14 protein-coding genes are annotated in these 16,568 nt (G+C 73.1%); 3 read left to right on the top strand and 11 right to left on the bottom strand.

Features of this window, described 5'->3' with window-relative positions; all coding sequences use genetic code 11:
* Positions 1 to 28 precede the first annotated feature (28 nt).
* Positions 29 to 307 (top strand): hypothetical protein, encoded by a 279-nt coding sequence (locus ACFYZS_RS06940; protein ID WP_389007616.1) that lies wholly within the window; start codon positions 29 to 31, stop codon positions 305 to 307.
* Positions 308 to 360: 53 nt separating this feature from the next.
* Here ACFYZS_RS06940 and ACFYZS_RS06935 read toward each other — a convergent pair whose 3' ends face one another.
* The 3 genes from ACFYZS_RS06935 to panD are packed head-to-tail and all read right to left on the bottom strand — an operon-like array spanning position 361 to position 1,772.
* The gene (locus tag ACFYZS_RS06935) at positions 361 to 984 is read right to left on the bottom strand and encodes an aspartate/glutamate racemase family protein (RefSeq protein ID WP_389008782.1); all 624 of its coding nucleotides are present in this window, start codon (positions 982 to 984) and stop codon (positions 361 to 363) included.
* A complete protein-coding gene (locus ACFYZS_RS06930) occupies positions 978 to 1,337 on the bottom strand; it encodes a GNAT family N-acetyltransferase (protein ID WP_389007614.1) in 360 nt (119 codons plus the stop codon). Before ACFYZS_RS06930 ends, ACFYZS_RS06935 begins: the two co-directional genes overlap by 7 nt.
* 15 nt (positions 1,338 to 1,352) lie before the next feature.
* Positions 1,353 to 1,772 (bottom strand): aspartate 1-decarboxylase, encoded by a 420-nt coding sequence (gene panD, locus ACFYZS_RS06925; protein ID WP_327279746.1) that lies wholly within the window; start codon positions 1,770 to 1,772, stop codon positions 1,353 to 1,355.
* A gap of 240 nt (positions 1,773 to 2,012) precedes the next feature.
* Here panD and ACFYZS_RS06920 point away from each other — a divergent pair, with 240 nt between their 5' ends.
* Positions 2,013 to 4,460, top strand: coding sequence for a SpoIIE family protein phosphatase (locus ACFYZS_RS06920; protein ID WP_389007612.1), 2,448 nt, complete (start codon positions 2,013 to 2,015; stop codon positions 4,458 to 4,460).
* Positions 4,461 to 4,470: 10 nt separating this feature from the next.
* Here the strand turns inward: ACFYZS_RS06920 and fusA are convergent, their stop codons facing one another.
* The 5 genes from fusA to ACFYZS_RS06895 form a co-directional block, all read right to left on the bottom strand.
* Positions 4,471 to 6,570 carry an elongation factor G gene (fusA, locus tag ACFYZS_RS06915; protein ID WP_389007610.1) on the bottom strand — a complete coding sequence of 700 codons (2,100 nt, stop codon included), beginning with the start codon at positions 6,568 to 6,570 and terminating at the stop codon, positions 4,471 to 4,473.
* Between the two features lie 363 nt (positions 6,571 to 6,933).
* On the bottom strand, positions 6,934 to 7,497 hold the full coding sequence (locus tag ACFYZS_RS06910; RefSeq protein WP_389007609.1) for a hypothetical protein: 564 nt from the start codon (positions 7,495 to 7,497) through the stop codon (positions 6,934 to 6,936).
* Between the two features lie 58 nt (positions 7,498 to 7,555).
* Positions 7,556 to 8,590, bottom strand: coding sequence for an SCO0930 family lipoprotein (locus ACFYZS_RS06905; protein ID WP_389008779.1), 1,035 nt, complete (start codon positions 8,588 to 8,590; stop codon positions 7,556 to 7,558).
* A gap of 154 nt (positions 8,591 to 8,744) precedes the next feature.
* A complete protein-coding gene (locus tag ACFYZS_RS06900; RefSeq protein WP_389007607.1) occupies positions 8,745 to 10,193 on the bottom strand; it encodes an NADH-ubiquinone oxidoreductase-F iron-sulfur binding region domain-containing protein in 1,449 nt (482 codons plus the stop codon).
* Positions 10,190 to 11,359 carry a hypothetical protein gene (locus ACFYZS_RS06895; RefSeq protein ID WP_389007605.1) on the bottom strand — a complete coding sequence of 390 codons (1,170 nt, stop codon included), beginning with the start codon at positions 11,357 to 11,359 and terminating at the stop codon, positions 10,190 to 10,192. Before ACFYZS_RS06895 ends, ACFYZS_RS06900 begins: the two co-directional genes overlap by 4 nt.
* Before the next feature lie 460 nt (positions 11,360 to 11,819).
* Between ACFYZS_RS06895 and ACFYZS_RS06890 the strand changes: the two genes are divergently transcribed.
* Entirely contained in the window at positions 11,820 to 13,049 is a 1,230-nt protein-coding gene (locus ACFYZS_RS06890) for a PucR family transcriptional regulator (RefSeq protein ID WP_389007603.1), read from the top strand.
* Between the two features lie 190 nt (positions 13,050 to 13,239).
* Here the strand turns inward: ACFYZS_RS06890 and ACFYZS_RS06885 are convergent, their stop codons facing one another.
* From ACFYZS_RS06885 to ACFYZS_RS06875, 3 genes are all read right to left on the bottom strand, one after another.
* Positions 13,240 to 14,136 carry an RNA polymerase sigma factor gene (locus ACFYZS_RS06885; protein ID WP_389007601.1) on the bottom strand — a complete coding sequence of 299 codons (897 nt, stop codon included), beginning with the start codon at positions 14,134 to 14,136 and terminating at the stop codon, positions 13,240 to 13,242.
* Positions 14,137 to 14,290: 154 nt separating this feature from the next.
* Positions 14,291 to 15,709, bottom strand: coding sequence for a DUF1996 domain-containing protein (locus tag ACFYZS_RS06880; protein WP_389007600.1), 1,419 nt, complete (start codon positions 15,707 to 15,709; stop codon positions 14,291 to 14,293).
* Positions 15,710 to 15,718: 9 nt separating this feature from the next.
* Complete coding sequence (locus ACFYZS_RS06875; RefSeq protein WP_389007598.1) at positions 15,719 to 16,390, bottom strand: DUF4142 domain-containing protein; 672 nt, start codon at positions 16,388 to 16,390, stop codon at positions 15,719 to 15,721.
* Positions 16,391 to 16,568 lie beyond the last annotated feature (178 nt).

The following is a 16,568-nucleotide window of genomic DNA, read 5'->3' as shown; positions in this document are numbered from 1 at the left end:
CTGCACCGTCTACGTGAAGTATCCGTTCGTGTCGTCGGCCTCGGAGCTCGCTCCCGCCGGCGGCCCCGCGCTGTCGGTGGTCGCCGCCCACAACGAGTACGCGGACGGTCCGCCCGCCGCCGTGGAATTCCTCCGGTGGCCCACGGTGCTCGAATGCGAGGCCGTACCGGGGGCGTCCGCGCAGGAGATCGTCTCGGCCGTGAGCGATGTCCTGCGGGGCCTGTGGAGCCGCAGCATCCGTGCGGTGCCCGTCTGCGATTTCGAGGACGAGCTCCCGCTCCCCCCTGAGGCGCTCGCGACCAGGTGATTCCCGATGGAACACAACGGCCCGCCGGTACGTCCGGCGGGCCGTTGCGCTTGTCAGGGGGCCAGGGCCGCCGCGAGGCCGGGGGCCGGGCTGCACAGGATCGGGGCGGGGGTGGTGGTGAGGGCGGCCGCGTCGGCCATCGAGGCCTGGGCCAGGACCACGGCGTCCGCCTCCGTGAGCGCGTCGGCCGCCCGGGCCACCAGGTCCAGGTAGCCGGCGGTGTCGCCGGCCTCGAAGCGGGACCAGGCCCGCGCGACCAGGTGCGTGGTGATCGACACCGGGCGGCCGGCCCGCCCGGCCTCCTCCTCCAGCAGGGCGACCGTCGGGGCCAGCGTCGACTCCACGGTGGCCAGGACCGCGATGCGCGGGCCCCTGCGGACGGCCTCCGCGGCCATCGGGCGGTCGACCCGCAGCACCGGGACGCCGAGCTCCGGCGCCAGGGACTCCGCGACGGCGCCGATGGTCGAGCAGGTCACGAGGACCGGTCCGGCGGAGCCGGCCAGCAGGGCCCGCAGGGCCGGAGCCACCGCGTCCGGGCCCTCCGTACGGGCGCGGTCCAGCAGCTCCGGAGCCACGAGGTGGCGCAGTACGGCGCCGGGGTGGTCGCTGTCCCGCAGGGCGTCGAAGACCGGCACGTGGACCGGCGACGTGTGCAGCAGGGTCAGGGGCGTCACCAGAGGTCGGGGCTCGCGTCCAGCTGCGCCTTCGCCGCCGCGACGACCTCGGCCGGCGCCTCGGGCGCCTGGTCGGGGTGCCGGCCGGCCCAGGCGGCCGCGTACGGACACAGCGGAACCATCGGTACCGCTTCGGCGGCGGCGATCCCGTAGAACGTCTTCACCAGGTCCCCGGCGATGCCCCGCCCCTCGTGCCCCGGCTCGACGACGGTGTGCACCGCCACGAGGGCGTGGGGCGCCGCGTCGAGTACGAAGTACGCGATGAGGCCGACCACCTCACCGTCCTCGACGGCGAGCAGCCGTCCGGCCTTGCGGTCGTCCTTGAACTCGATGGCCCCGGCCTCGGTCTGCGACATGGTCCCCGACTCCCCTCAGACAGCCACCGCGTGGGGGCTGCGCTCCTGGTCCGTTCCCGGCACCGGGGCGGACGGATCCGCGCCCAGTTCGACGATGCGGTTGTCCGCGTCGACGTGCACGACGCGCGGCTTCAGCGCCCGTGCCTCGGCGTCCTCGACCTGTGCGTAACTGATGAGGATGACGAGGTCTCCGGGGTGCACGAGGTGTGCGGCGGCGCCGTTGATCCCGATGACCCCGGAACCGCGCTCGCCCTCGATGACGTACGTCTCCAGCCGGGCGCCGTTGGTGATGTCCACGATGTGGACGAGCTCTCCGGGCAGCAGGTCCGCCGCGTCGAGCAGATCGGCGTCGACGGTCACGGAACCGACATAGTGCAGATCGGCCTGGGTGACCGTGGCCCGGTGGATCTTGGACTTGAACATGGTACGAAGCACGAGGAAGCTCCTGTTTTGTCTGCTCCCTGCCCGCGTTGTGCAGGTCAAGGGCGTTCCTCGGAGCCTACAACGGTTCGCGGGGCCGGGTCAGGTCCCCCGGCCTTCCGGGCGGCCCGCTTTCAGACGGGTGCGGGGCGGCTGTAGCGGGGCTCGACCCAGGCTGCACAAGTGGTGACGCAGAGCGATAATCGGAGCAGTACGCAGAGAGTCCTTCCGCGGATCCGGAAGTGGGGCGCAGCGATGCACGACCCGGTGTTCCACGATGCCTCCGGCGTGGTTGCGGAACCGGGCGACGAGACGTACGCCCTGCTGGACGCGCGCGGGGTGGTCATCGGGTGGGGGCCGGGGGCGGAGCGGCTGCTCGGGTACGCCGCCCGGGAGGTGCACGGGTTGCGCGGGGCCGATCTGCTGCTCGACCGCTCCGAGCCCGGGCACGCGGTGCTGCGGCACCGGAGCGGGCGCGCGGTGGAGGTCGCGCTCCACGCGCGGCCCATGACCTCCACGGCCGGGGAGCGGCAGTGGCTGATCCAGGCGACCGACATCGACGCGACGCGGCGGCGCGAGCTCAGCGAGGCCCTGATCAGGGGGCTGTTCACCGAGTCCCCTTTCCTCATCGACGTCTTCGACACGCAGCTGCGCTTCATCGCGCAGAACGACGCCCTGCGCCGCGGCGCCGGCTTCGCGAACGAGGAGTTCGTCGGGCGCACCATGTCCGAGGTGGCGCCGCCCGACCTGCTGGACATGGCGGCCCTCGAAGCGCGCCAGCGCCATGTCCTGGAGACCGGTGAGGCCTTGATCCAGACCGAGGTACGGGGCCTGCTGCGCGGCGATCCCGACCGGGAGCACGTCTGGTCCGAGACCATCCTCCCGCTGCGCAGCAGCTCCGGCGAGCTGATCGCCCTCGCCCACACCGTGGCCGACGTGACCGAACGGGCCCGGGCCCGGGAGCGGTTGGCCCTGGTCAATGACGCGAGCACGCGCATCGGCACCACGCTGGACGTGCTGCGCACCGCGCAGGAGCTGGTCGAGGTGGCCGTGCCGGAGTTCGCCGACCACGCCTACGTCGACCTGCCCGCCCTGGTCTTCGGCGGCGAGGAGCCCCTGCTCGGCACGGTGGGCGAGAGCGTGACCCTGCTGCGCGCGGCGACTTCCTCCGCGCCCGGGACCCTGGTGAAGGCGGCGGTCGCGACGGGCGATCCCGACCCTTTCACCACCGGACCGGGCTCCCTGTTCACCCGGGCCATGGCGGGCGGCGAACCGCTGCTGCTGACGGGCGAGGAGCTGATCGCGGAGCTCGCCCCGGTCGACCCGGGGCAGGCCGCGCGGGTCCGTGCGTACGGGGTCCACTCCTGGCTGCTCGTGCCGATGTCGGCCCGCGGGGCGGTGCTCGGTGCCGCCGTCTTCGTACGCCACGTGCGCGCCCACGGGTTCGAGCCGGACGACGTCCTGCTGGCCGAGGAGATCTCGGCGCGCGCGGCGGTCTGCATCGACAACGCGAGCCGCTACACGCGCGAGCGGAAGGCCGCCCTGGCCCTGCGGCGCGGTCTGCTGCCCCAACGGCTGCCCGTGCTCGGCGCGTTGGAGGCGGTGACCCGCTACCTGCCCGCGCACGGCCAGGCGGAGCTGGGCGGGGCCTGGTACGACGTGATCCCGCTGTCGGGCGCGCGGGTGGCGCTCGTGGTGGGCGACGCGCAGGGGCACGGCCTGAACGCCGCGGTGACGATGGGCCGGCTGCGGACCGCCGTACGGACCCTCGCGGACCTCGACCTCTCCCCCGACGAGCTGCTCTCGTACATGGACGACCAGATCCACCGGTTCGTGGACGAGCACGGCGACGACGAGGCCAGCGGGCCGCGTCCCGGCGGCGCCGCCGGGACGACCTGCGCGTACGCCGTCTTCGACCCGATCACGCGGCAGCTGGCGGTGGCGTGCGCGGGCCATCCGCCGCCCGTACTGGCCCCGGTGGGCGGGGAGCCGGCCATCGTGGCCCTGCCCGGCGGTCCGCCCCTGGGACTGGGCGGATCTCCGTTCGAGAGCGCGGAGATGACGCTGAACGACGGGGACGTACTGGTCCTGTTCAGCCACGGCCTGGTCGCGGCCCCCGACCGGGAGGTGGACCTCGGCCTCGAACGGCTCCCGGAGGCGCTCTCGGGCGTCGCGCTCACCCCGCCGCACGGGCTCGACCAGGCCTGCGACGCGGTGATCGGCCGGCTGCTCCCGGTGCTGCCGCAGAACGACGTGGCGGTGCTGATGGTGCGCCTGCACGAGCTGCCGGCCGAGCACCACGTCACATGGGATCTTCCGGCCGACCCCGAGGTCGTGGCCCGCGCCCGGACGCTCGCGACGCGGCAGCTGGCCGTATGGGGCCTGGAGGGGCTGGAGTTCACCACGGAACTGGTGGTCAGCGAACTGGTCACCAACGCCATCCGGTACGGCAGCGAGCCGATCCAGCTGCGGATGATCCGCGACCGCGAGCTGATCTGCGAGGTCTCGGACGGCAGCAGCACCTCCCCGCACGTACGGCGTGCGGAGGAGACCGACGAGGGAGGGCGCGGGCTGTTCATGGTGGCGCAGCTGGCCCAGCTGTGGGGCACCCGCTACCACGCCCGCGGCAAGACCATCTGGGCCGAACAGCCCTTCCCCGAAGGGTTCCTGGAGGAGGCCGAGGCCTCCTCCAGGAAGGGGTGAGCGCCGCGCACTAACCGGCCAGGGCCGACCGGTAGGCCGCCACCGGGACGGGGGCGTAGCCCGCGGGCCGGGTGGTGAACGTGCCCCGGCCCTGGGTGCGGCTGCGCAGCCGGGACGCGTAGCCGAACAGCTCGGCCAGCGGCACGGTGGCGGTGACCGCCGTGGTCCCCGCCCGCGCGGCCGAGCCCGAGACCCGTCCGCGCCGGGCGGCCAGATCGCCCAGCACCCCGCCGACGGCGTCGTCGGGCACGGTCACCACGACCTCGGCCACCGGTTCCAGCACCTCCATCGCGGCGGCGCGCAGGGCCTCGCGCAGCGCGAACCTGCCCGCCGCCCGGAAGGCCGTCTCCGAGGAGTCCTTGGAGTGCGTGGCCCCGTCGGTCAGGGTGACGCGGAGCCCGGTCACCGGATGGCCGCCGAGGGGGCCCTCGGCGAGCGCGTCCCGGCAGCCCGCCTCCACCGCGCGGGCGTACTCCTGCGGCACCCGCCCGCCGACGACGGTCGACCGGAACTCGAACGCGCCCTCGCCGCCGGCGCGGCCCGCGCCGTCGCCGCCGCCGGCCGAGTCGTCCAGGGGCTCGACGTCGATGACCACGTGGGCGAACTGCCCCGCGCCTCCGTCCTGCTTGACGTGCCGGTACACCAGCCCCGACACCCCGCGCACGACGGTCTCCCGGTACGCCACCCGCGGGCGGCCCACACCGATCCGCAGCCCGTGGCTGCGGCGGATCTTCTCCACCGCGACCTCCAGGTGCAGTTCGCCCATCCCCGACAGGACCGTCTGGCCCGTCTCGGGATCCGTCCGCACCACCAGCGACGGGTCCTCCTCGACCAGCCTGGCCAGTGCCGCGGACAGCCGGCCCGTCTCGGTGCTGCTGCCGGCCTCGACCGCCACGGACACCACGGGGGCGGCGGCCTTCGGCGGCTCCAGGACGAGCGGTGCCTGCGGGGCGCACAGCGTGGAGCCGGCGCGGGTGCCCTTGAGCCCGACCACGGCGACGATGTCCCCGGCCACGGCCTCGTCCACCTCGGCGTGGCGGTCGGCCTGGACGCGCAGGATCCGTCCGATCCGCTCGGTCCGTCCGGTGCCCGCGTCCAGCACGGCGTCCCCCTTCCTCATCGTTCCCGAGTAGATCCGCAGGCAGGTCAGCCGTCCGGTCGCCGTCGCGTTCACCTTGAAGGCGAGCGCGGCGAACGGCGCCGCCGGGTCCGCGGCCCGTTCCTCCACCGCCGCGCCGTGCGTTCCCCGTACGGGCGGCATGTCCGCCGGGGAGGGGAGGTACGACACGACGGCGTCCAGCAGCGGTTCGACACCGCGGTTGCGGTAGGCCGAGCCGCAGAGCACGACGACGCCCTCGCCGCTGCGCGTCAGGTCGCGCAGCGCGGCGGTCAGGGTGGCGGCGGAGAGCGCCGAGGTGGCGCAGTACTCCTCCAGGGCGGCCGGGTGGAGTTCCGCCACCCGCTCCTCCAGCAGCCGGCGGCGGCCGCGCGCCTCCTCGTACAGGGCATCGGGTACGGGACCCGCCGTGAACGAGTCAGGAGCGTCTCCCCAGACCAGCGCGCGCATGTGCACGAGGTCCACGGCGCCGCGGAATCCGTCCTCCTGCCCGATGGGCAGCTGGACGACCAGCGGGACGACGTGGAGCCGCTCGTGTACGGACGCGACCGCCCGGTCGAGGTCGGCGCCCACGCGGTCCATCTTGTTGACGAACACGAGGCGCGGCACGCCGTGGCGGTCGGCCTGTCGCCACACCGACTCGCTCTGCGGTTCGACGCCCGCGACGGCGTCGAACACCGCGACCGCTCCGTCGAGTACGCGCAGGGAGCGCTCGACCTCGTCGGAGAAGTCGACGTGTCCGGGTGTGTCGATCAGGTTGACGTGGTGGTCGTCCCAGGTGCAGCTGACGGCGGCGGCGAAGATGGTGATGCCGCGGTCGCGCTCCTGGGGGTCGTAGTCGGTGACGGTCGTGCCGTTGTGGACCTCGCCGCGTTTGTGGGTGGCCCCGGTGGCATAGAGGATCCGCTCGGTGACGGTGGTCTTCCCGGCGTCGACGTGCGCGAGGATGCCGAGATTGCGGACGGTGGTCGAGGTGTGCAGGTGGGTGCGCATGGCCCGAGGTCTTTCCTGAAGGTCGAGAAGAGGGCGGCGCGATTCCCGGACGAAGGAGGTGCCGAGGGGCACGAGGGCGTACCCGGGCCCGCCCCGGGCGTGGAAGCAGGCACCGGGCAGGGGGTCGTGTCAGTCGTCGCGGGCGTCCGATGGCGGCCGCGCAGCCGTCATCGGGAAGACGGAGACACCAGGATCACGTCGTACCGGGACCGGGGAACGAAGACGGCGATGCGGTGACACACGGCCCGGCTCCCCTCTCGTCGACGAAGTGCGCGCCACGTCCCGTGGCGGCATGGGAGCGAGTCTAGGGACACGGCAGCGGCCCGGCACCGCATTTAACCGCGGGCCGGGCCGGACGCCTCCTCAGGACGCGGCGGGACTGGGGGAGTCGTGCCCGCCGGCGTGGGAGGCAGGGGCGGAGGCGTCGTGCGTGGGCTCGTTCGAGGGGTCGTGGGGCATCTCGTGCGGCATCTCGTGGGGGGAGGAGCCGTGGCCGGAGACGGTTTCGATCGTTCCGCCGAGGCGGGTGTGGGCGCCGGCAAGGGCCTCGGCGGAGGCCCCCGTGATGACCCAGGTGGGGCCGACGAGGTACGTGCCGCCGTACATCTGGGCCTCGGTCAGCCAGGTCTGCCGGCCCTGCTCGCTGGTGAAGGTGGCCATCCGGAAGCCCTCCTGGCCCGAGCCGCACGCCCCTTCGCGCAGCTCCTCCGCGTCGACCGTCGTCTCGGGCGTACAGCCGAGGGCGTCGGCGATCGTCTGGAGCGGGGCGGGGCGGGCGGCGGCCGGGGCGGGGGCCGCGGACGAGCTCGGGTCGGTCGGAGCCTGCGGACCGGCCGCCACCCGGGCGGCGCAGCCGCCGCACAGCAGCGTCGCGAGGAGTGCGGCGGCGGCCGTGGCGGAGGCGGCGGTACGGGGTGAACGGGGCATGGCTGACTGCCTCACAGGGTTCGGTGCGGGGGCGGGATCGAGGGGGCCGGCGGTCGCGCTACGCGGTCGGCGGGACCTTCTTGCCCTCGGCGGTGACCGCGAACCAGAGCCCCTGCTTGTTGTGCCCGTTCACCTGGCCCGGCTCGGTGTCCCCTGTGAAGGTGTAGACCGGCCAGCAGTCGATCGTCAGCTGCTCGCTTCCGTCGGGCCGCTTCACCGATCCGACCAGCTTGCCGGAAATTCCCTCGGCCTTCGCCTTGTCGATCGCCGCGGCGGGCTTCCAGGTGTCCAGGCAGGCCCCGAGGCAGCCGAACTTCATGGGCCAGGCGCTGTCCTTGTCGAACCGGTAGAGCGTGCGCCACTGCCCGTCCACCAGGATCTTGCCGAGTTTCTCGTTGTCGGCGACGGAAAGTTCCGCCCCCTTCTTCATGTCCATGCCTCCCATTCCCGCCCCCATTTCCATTCCCGTTCCGGTATCGCCGCCCGCCTTCTGTTTCTTGTCGACGGCCTTCTTGCCGTCCGGCGCCAGTGCGTGCCAGGTGCCGCCGACGCCCTCGCCCTTCGCCTCCCCCGCCTTCGTGTCCTTCGCGTAGCGGTACACGGGCCAGCCGCCGAGGGTCAGCTGCTTGCTGCCGTCGGTCCGGTCGACCGAGCCGAGGAGGGCGGCGTCGATGCCCGCGGCCGCGGTGGCGTCGTCCGCCGGGACCGCGGGCCAGGTCGTGGCGCAGTCCCCGTCGCAGTTGGACTTCGGGGGCTGGGGCGTGTCCTTGTCGAAGCGGTAGAGGGCCATGCCGGCGCTGTCGGTGACCACGCTGCCCACGCTCGCGATGTCCCGTACGGACAGCTGCCCGGCCGACCCGGCCTTGCCGGAACCGGAGCCCGATCCGACGTCCGAGCCCGACCCGGATCCGGCGGCGCCCGCCCCGTAGCCGCCCGCTCCGTAGCCCGTGTCGTACGCGCCTCCGAGCGCCTTGCCGGCACCCGCCGGCTGTACGGAATTCGTGTTGCGCGCGGCGCCGTTGTCGCTGCTTCCGCATCCTGCCGCCAGCAGCAGAACCGCGGCCACCGATCCGGCTGTTGAAATACGACGCATCTTGTTCACGATCACTCCTTCGGGTTGAACCCGGGGGGTTCGTCTACTGCCTTATTCATAAGGCCTGACGGGTTCACCGAATTCGAATGAGCGGGAATTTATCAGATCGCGCTAACCCTTGAACTGCCGTCTCCGGCAGCCGTTTACCGCAGGCTCATTCCTGAATGCGCAGCGCGAGCGCGGGACATCGCCGCACCGCGCGGAGCGCCATCGGACGCAGCCTTCCGGGGACCGACATGACGGCCTCGGCCGGATAGCCGTCCCGGTCCAGTCGCACCACGTCGGGCAGCACGTCCACGCAGAGCCCGTGGCCCTTGCACAGCGTCCAGTCCACGACGAGCCGTTCGGGGTTCTCGTCCTCGGGCAGGGGCAGCGCCCCGAGCACACGGCGTCCGCATCCGCTGCCCAGGGCGTGGTCGCGCATCTCGTCGGGGAAGACGGCGAGCGCGGAGGCCATGAAGGCCGAGGTGCCGTCGGGATGGCTGCACGCACCGCGGCGCAGCACGCCCCGCATCCGCGCCTCGACCGCCTCCAGGGCGGGCCTGCCGCCCCCGGCCACCAGAGCGTCCACGGCATCGGCGAGCGAGGGCAGGCCTCTGACGCACGGGCCGCACTGGCCGGCGGTCTCGTCCGCCATCCAGCGCATCACGCGGGCCACTTCGCCGGCCGGACAGGTGTCCTCGGGCAGCGGCAGGACCGCGCCCGCCCCCAGCGTGGCCTTGAGCGAGGAAAGCGACTCCCGGGAGAGCAGGGCGGTCCGCGCCGCCGCGGCCGTCAGCCATTTGCCGTGGTACCCGCCGACCAGGACGCCCTGGCCCGGGGACGAGCCGCACAGTTCCAGGACGTACGCCAGGGACGTCCCGAGCGGGGCCTCGACGACCGTCGAACCGCTGATCGTCAGCATGACGGTGCCCGGCTCGGTGTCCAGGCCGACCGAGCGGAAGCCCGGCACCCCGAGCCTGGCCGCGACGGCGAGTTGGGCGTACGTCTCGGTGTTGGACAGCAGGGTCGGCAGTCCGCTCAGGCCCCGTTCGCTGGTCCGGACCTTCTGCCCGTTCGGGACCGCGGCCCCTCCGTTGAGGCCGTTCACGAGGGAGGTGCCCTCTCCGGACACGAAGCGCTCGGGAAGCCTGCCGACCCGGACGCGGCCGCCTGCCACGCCGCGCTCGGCGACGGCGGCCCGCAGGGACAGCTCCACGTCGTCGCGGGTCACCCCGATGGCGACCTCCTCGGCGCCGATGGCGTCGGCCGCCAACAGGGCCCCGTCGAGCACCAGGTGCGGGGAGTGCAGCAGCATGGCGGCGTCCTTGAGGCAGCTCGGCTCCCCCTCGGTGCCGTTCACCACGACGGCGGTCCGCCCCTCCTTGGTCCGGGCGGACCGGATGACCGCTTTGAGCTTGCGGGCGAACGGAAATCCCGCTCCCCCGCGGCCCCGCAGGTCGATGCCCTCGGCGAGCTCCACGAGATCGCCCGAGGTGTACTGCGGCAGCGGGCCGTGCACCACGGAGTGGTTGGCCCGGTCGAGCCGCGGCAGCACATCGAGTCCGGCCAGCAGCCTGGGCTGGCCGACGCACCCGAGGGCGGGGTCGACGATCGAGGTCACTGACGGCCCCGCATCCCGTCGAACGACCCGCCGGACCGGTCCGTTCCCGGCGCGGCCCCGATGCCGCTGGGGATGACCACGGTGTCGTACGCGCCGGTGCCGTACGCATCGCCGCCGTACGCGTCCGCTCCATAGGCGTCCGCGCCGTACGACGGCGCGTACGCGGTCGTGCCGTACGGCGGCAGGATCTCGGTCGTGGGCTCCAGGGCCTGCCGGGGCGAGGGTACGAAGGCGGTGCCCGCCGGCGCGGCGGCCGGGCCGGGCTGCTGCGCGACGGAGCGCCGGTCCGACTGCCGGGCCAGCCGCGCCGTCAGCCGTTCGGCGGCCCACTCCGCGGGCTGCCGGACGAACCGCTGCGGCGGCCTCTTCGGCCGGGGCGGCGCACCCTGGGGGGTGGCCGCCGACACGGCCACCGGGCGTACGGGCGCGGCGCGCAGCCTGGCCCGGAGCCGTATCGCGAGCACGCCCGCGACCCCGATCAGGCCGAGGGCGTACGCCACGGTCACCCAGGCGCTGGCGGGGCGGCCGGCCTTGAGCCCGTGCACCAGGGACGCGCCCCACGCCGGGTAGGCGCCGAAGTGCAGGGCCCGCCACCACAGGGAGCGGCCCTTGGTGGCGAAGGCGCTGCGGACCGCGCCGGAAACCGCCGTGGAGACGAATACGTATCCGGCCAGGGTGCCGAGGCCTATGAGGAACGGCTGGTCCTGGTCCGTGAACGGCACGAACGCGGAGGCGATCCCCGTCTGCGCCTCGGCGACCTTGACCCAGATGTGCAGGAGCAGGAAGCCCAGCCCCGCGACGGCGAGGCCGCGGTGCGCCGCCTGGGCGACGAGCCGGTGCCCGGAGGTGAGCACCGTACGGTCGGTGGCCGCGAGGCCCCACAGGACGGCCGAGGTGAGCGAGACGAGGGACAGGACGCCCGCCCCGAAGTCGAGGAAGTCCCACAGGTGGCTCAGGGCGCCCGCCCGGGCCGCCACGGACAGGGCGAGCAGACCCGTGAGGGCGGCGACGACCAGTGTGGCGGGACGCACGCCGCCGGCGGGGGACAGCAGGGGCGGCCTCCGGACGGCCCGCCTGCCTGCGGCCGCGGCCGCGGCCACGCCGGCATGGCGTCTGGTGCGGCGGGCCCGGTGTGGGCGGGGCGTACGGACTGGGGACAGGGGCATGTAGTTCTCCCATACGCCCAGGCCCGAGGCACTCCACCGCGCACTCGGCGCCCGGGGTAGTCGACGGAACTGCTCCGCGGCGGGCGGGAGATGAGGTCCCACCGGCCGGGAGCGGGGGCCGGAGTGCAGAAGCATCGTGGACCTTCGCAACGCCTCCACAGTATTTATCTAATCGTGACAAGTTCTGGCGCGCGTGGCATCGTCGCACCGAACAGCCCCGGAAGATTCCCTTCCAACGGTGCGGTGGCAACAGGAGTTACGCCTTGTCCGCCACCACACCTCCCCGACGGCAAAGCTCAGGCAAAGCCGCGGGACTGCAAGTGGATGGCACTCTCCTGGAGGGTGTACGAGGTGCTCGACTCCCCCGTCCGCACTGGCGCAGAGGGGGGAGGAAGGCGACCTCGACAGGCTTGTCACCCTCCCACGGGGCAGGCCGTACCCCGGCATGAACGAGGTAACAATGTGCGAACTTCTGAACCGCATCTGGGCCCGTCCCCGAGGCGAATGGACCCGGGTCCTGCGAAGGGAACTCCCCGCGCTGACCGCGGGGATGGTGGAGGAGCTGAGGGAGGAGCTCCCCGGGTTCTCCGCCCTCGTCGACGAGCTCGACGAGGAGGTGGTCAGACAGCGGCTCGAAGTGGCCCTGCTCACCGCCCTCGGGTACCGCGAACCCGCGCCGCAGCAAAAGAACAAGGCCGCGGAGCACGCCCACCCCGACGAGGATGAGGAAGAGGAGGACTACGCGGCCGAGCACGACCACCCGGACCAGGAAGAAGAGGAGGAGGAAGAGGATGAGGAACACCGCGGTCCGCCGGCCGGCATCCGGGTCCCCCGCCAGCGAGGGCAGTTGTCCCCCCTGACCGTCGTCCCCCGCGAGGGACTGGGGACCCGCTCCGAACGGGCCAGGCGCGAGCTGTTCTCCGCGCTCACGAGTGACATGCCCATGGCTGAAATTGCCCTCTCCGAACTGGCCGCCGCGGCCGACTGGCCGCTCCCGGCCGAGATCCGCGCCATCGCCCTCGCCACCCCCGGCGAGACCCAGCAGCTGGCGGCCGCCCTCGACGACGGGCTCGCCGGAATGGTCGGCGGCCAGCCCTGCCTGCTCGTCCCGAGCCCGGACCCGGAGACCCGGGCCTCGCTGGAGGCCCTGCTGCGCGGCCGGTTCGCCGCGGTGGGCCACCCCGTCGCCCCCCGCGACACCGCTTCCTCCCTGCGGTGGGCCCTGCGACTGCTGTCCCTGACCCCCAACCGCCCCGGTCTGGAGGCACGGGCCCTCTTCGTCGACGACCACCTCTCCACCCTCCTGCTGCTCCAGGACGAGCCCTTGGCGCACGCGCTGGCCGCACGCTGGCTGCGCCCGCTGGCCAATCTGACCCCGCGCCAGAGCGAGCGGCTCGAAGTGACCCTGCTGGCCTGGCTGGAGGGCGGCGGCGCCCCCGAGGCCGCGAAGGCGCTGAGCGTCCACCCCCAGACCGTGCGCTACCGCATGCGGCAGCTGGAAAAGCTCTTCGGCCCCGGCCTGCGCGATCCGCGGACCCGGTTCGAGCTCGAAATGGCCCTGCGCAGCCGGCGTCTGATGGCTCAGGTACGCCGCCAGAACTCGCGGATCGGCCGCAAGGTGCGCGTCGCCACCACCGACTTCCGGCCTCTCGGCGGCGTCGGGCGCATGGCCCGCGTCAACGGCCTCTGACCTCCGGTCCACCCTGCTTTCACCCCCTGCCCCTCGAACCCTCGAACCCCCCGACCCCCAACCCTCCCCCCGTACACACGGATTCGGCCCCGGTCCCCTCCCGCCCCCGCGGAGCAGAGGGACCGGGGCCGCCGTGTGCCGCGGGTCCGCCGTGTGCCGCGGGTCTGGCGGGTGGCACGGATCCGCCGGCCTACACCGGCTGGAGCCCCGCGGGTACCGCGGACGCCGCCCCGGCCCGCAGCGCGGCGTTGAGGTCCAGCAGTTCGGCGTACGCACGGGAGCAGGACCGGCAGGCCGCCAGGTGCCGGGCGAGACCGCGGCCGCGCGGCGTGTTCCCGCGGCGCCGGATCACCGCCCCGAGCAGGCTGCCGTAGTGGCGGCACCGGGCGTCGGCGGCCGTGTCCAGATGGGCCCGCAGGTACGCCTCGCGCAGGCCCTCGCGGGCCCGGAAGGCCAGCGAGGTCACCGCGCTCGGTGTGATGCCGAGCAGCAGGGGCACGGGGTGCGGGCAGTCGTCCTCGACGAGGGTGTGCCAGAGGACGGCCTTCCAGCGTTCGGGCAGGGTCTGGAAGGAGCGGGCGACGAGCCGGCGGTCCTCGCTGTCCAGCAGCCTGCGCTGGGGGTCGTCCCCGTCGGGACCGGGCCGGCACCAGGCCTCGATGTCGGACGTCAGGACGGTCCGGCCGGCGCAGTCCCGCCACTCGACCGCGGTGCGGCGGACCACCGACAGGAGGTACGGGCGCCAGTGGTCCCGCGGCCCGGCTCCGGAGCGGACGGCCTGGAGGGTGCGGATGAACGCCTCGGAGACGAGGTCCTCGGCATCCTGCGGGGCCCGGGAACAACGGCGCGCACATGCGAAAGCGGCGGCACTGTGCCGCCGGTAGAGAAGTTCACAGACGGCCGGACCGCCGTCGCCGGCCGCGTAGGCCGCCCTGAGCCGCCGGATGAGGTCCGCGTCCGAGGGCTCGGGACCGGACGGGGGCTCGGGACCCGAAGGGGGCTCGGGTTCGGGCTCGGGCTCGGGCTCCGCTCGGGTTGCGGCTCGGGTTTCGGTTTCGGGAGGGGTGGTGTGACGAGAGCCGGACATGGCACTCCTCGTATGGGTCTCAGGGCCCGGACGCGGGCCCCTTCGGGCGGTGGCACAAACGCGTACGCGGTGCCGGCCCGAAGTCGGCTTCGGACCGGCACCGCTCTCGGGGCGACGCGGGGGGAGGTGGGAGGGGGGCGTCGCCCCGAAGTCCTCAGCGGCAGGCGCGCCCGTCGTTGATGCAGCGCACCGCGCCGGCCATCAGGCCGTTCGACATGACGTTGATGAAGTCTCCGTGGTCGGTCACCGGCTTGTGGAGCTGCTCGGGGAAGCTGTCCACCGCGAACCGGGAGCCGGGGGGCACGCTGTAGACGATCCGCTGGACCAGCTGCGGGATGGCCTTGAAGCCCTTCTTGCAGTTGCCGTTGTTGTCGGCGAAGGCCACGTGGGTGCGGTGGTTGGCGCTGTCGATGTTCTTGCCGTCCCAGCAGCTCTGGAAGTTGAACGTCCGTACGACGTCACTGCCCTTGGGGCACACCGGGTACTTGTCCTTCAGCTGCCGGTTCTCGAAGCCGGTGCAGCTCCACGACGCGTTGGCGTTGGCGTTGCCGTTGGTGAGGGCCTTGGCGTCGCCGGTGATGATCCGCATGAAGCGGGGCATCGCCGCGACCTTGCTCACGGGGCTGCCCTTGAACTCGATGGTCACCTGCTTCGGCTTCAGGATCGTGCCGACGTTGGCGTCCTGGCCGCCGCCGGGCGCCTTGGCGTCCTTCTCCGCCTTGCCGTCGCGCAGTCGCAGCACGGGCCAGTAGTAGGTGGACTGGTCGCCGTTGGTGCAGGTGGTCCCGGACTGGGCGAGGCTGTTGTTGGTGGAGAAGGCGTCGGTGGTCTTGTTGCCGACGTAGTCGTGCATGTGGTGGGCGCCGTTGCTCACACCGGGCGCGACGATGACGTTGTCGGGGTTGAAGTGGCCGTTCTCGTTGCGCCCGCACTGCACGGCGAACGATCCGGTGGAGGCGCCGCCGCGGGCCGCGGGCTTGCGCACGTTGGGCTTCACGGTGTTGATGGCGACGAAGTCGCTGCGCGCCGGACCACCCTTGGCCTGCTGCTGTTGTTGCTGCTGCTGTTGCTGCTGTTGCTGGGGCGCGCCCTGCTTCGCCGCGCCGTCGGCGGCGTTCGCCGGGGCCGGCTCGTCCGCCGGGTCGGCGGCCGCCGCCTCCTTCATCACGCACGCACTGAGCCCCTGCAGTCCGGCGGGCTTCTGGCCCGCCTTCCCGAGCGTGTCGGAGAGGTTGCCGATGGTCGTGTCGCGCTGCTGCTTCAGTCCGCCCAGCAGGGCCTTGCCCTTGGCCCGGCCCGAGGAGAGCTGCTGATAGGCGTCGGCGACCTGGGTGTCGAGCTTCGCGAGGTTCGCGTCCACCTCGCCGCGGACCTGGTCGGGGACGTTCTCGAGCTTGTCGCCGACGTCCGGGCAGTCGATGGTGGCGGTCACGGGGGCCGTACGGGAGTCCTGCCCCGCGAAGGCGCCCTGGGCGACGATCACGACCCCGCCGCCGCCCAGGACGAGGGCGGACATCGCGGCGAGGATCTTGTGCTTCGGCCGCAGCCGGCGTTTGTGGCCCTTTTGGCTCATGCGATCACTTCACTTCTTCGGTCGGGAAAGGGTTGAGGAGGCGGGGGCGGGGGCGGGCCCGGAGGGGGTGCCGGGCGGGGTGTCCGCGAGGCCGTCGAAGTCGACCAGCCCGCTGGCCTCGAGGACCGAGATGTGGTCCAGGACGGTGCTGTTGGCGTCCGTGGCCAGAGCCCGGACCTGGGAGTTGCGGGTCTGCGCGCGGATTTGTGCCACCAGCTGGAACACCTTGCCGTGCGCCCTGCGCAGCAGCTGGATGAACAGCTGCTCGTACTGGGGGCCTTGGGCCTTGTCCAGCTGGTCGAGCCAGCCCTGCTGCTGCGCGCTGGGCTGGCTGGGAAGCTCCATGCCGAGGGCCTGCCCCACCTCCAGGACCCTTCGGTCCAGTTCGGTGTGGCCTTCGACGAGGTGCATGCCCGCGGTGCGGATCGCGGGCCGCTGGCTGCGCTGCATGGCCTGCCGCCCCGCGGGCAGCTCCCACAGGCCGGCGAGCCGCACCTTGCGGACGAAGTCCCGGTCCTGCGGGGTGAGCGGACCGAAGGCCGTGCTCAGGATCCCGGCGCCGTCGTCGTCGGCCGCCAAGGTGGTGGTGGCCGAGGCGTTCCCCCCGCCGAACTTCTGCACGGGGATCAGCAACGCGATCAGGGTGAAGGCGAGGGCGCCGATGACGACGCCGGTTGCCATCACGTGTCTCGATGCCACCGACATGCTGCCGACGGACGACCGACGGAAAGACGGCACTGTGCCTCCTTGCTGCGTGGACCGGGAGGGGGTGCGCCGGCTCGGGCTCCGGCAGTTGCCCGTGTCCAATGCACCCGCGCTCCCCGGGTGCCACGGGACGCTAGTGCCAGTTGTGGTGCCT

The sequence above is a fragment of the Streptomyces sp. NPDC001903 genome, assembly GCF_042891345.1.
Lineage (GTDB): Bacteria > Actinomycetota > Actinomycetes > Streptomycetales > Streptomycetaceae > Streptomyces.
This window is presented reverse-complemented; position numbering and strand designations above follow the sequence as displayed.

Excerpts from the sequence above, each read along its gene's own strand:
- ACFYZS_RS06910 (WP_389007609.1), bottom strand. The coding sequence starts at position 7,497 with ATGCCCCGTTCACCCCGTACCGCCGCCTCCGCCACGGCCGCCGCCGCA.
- ACFYZS_RS06880 (WP_389007600.1), bottom strand. The coding sequence starts at position 15,709 with ATGAGCCAAAAGGGCCACAAACGCCGGCTGCGGCCGAAGCACAAGATC.
- ACFYZS_RS06895 (WP_389007605.1), bottom strand. The coding sequence starts at position 11,359 with ATGCCCCTGTCCCCAGTCCGTACGCCCCGCCCACACCGGGCCCGCCGC.
- ACFYZS_RS06905 (WP_389008779.1), bottom strand. The coding sequence starts at position 8,590 with ATGCGTCGTATTTCAACAGCCGGATCGGTGGCCGCGGTTCTGCTGCTG.
- ACFYZS_RS06875 (WP_389007598.1), bottom strand. The coding sequence starts at position 16,390 with ATGGCAACCGGCGTCGTCATCGGCGCCCTCGCCTTCACCCTGATCGCG.
- ACFYZS_RS06890 (WP_389007603.1), top strand. The coding sequence starts at position 11,820 with ATGTGCGAACTTCTGAACCGCATCTGGGCCCGTCCCCGAGGCGAATGG.
- ACFYZS_RS06930 (WP_389007614.1), bottom strand. The coding sequence starts at position 1,337 with ATGTCGCAGACCGAGGCCGGGGCCATCGAGTTCAAGGACGACCGCAAG.
- ACFYZS_RS06920 (WP_389007612.1), top strand. The coding sequence starts at position 2,013 with ATGCACGACCCGGTGTTCCACGATGCCTCCGGCGTGGTTGCGGAACCG.
- ACFYZS_RS06885 (WP_389007601.1), bottom strand. The coding sequence starts at position 14,136 with ATGTCCGGCTCTCGTCACACCACCCCTCCCGAAACCGAAACCCGAGCC.
- fusA (WP_389007610.1), bottom strand. The coding sequence starts at position 6,570 with ATGCGCACCCACCTGCACACCTCGACCACCGTCCGCAATCTCGGCATC.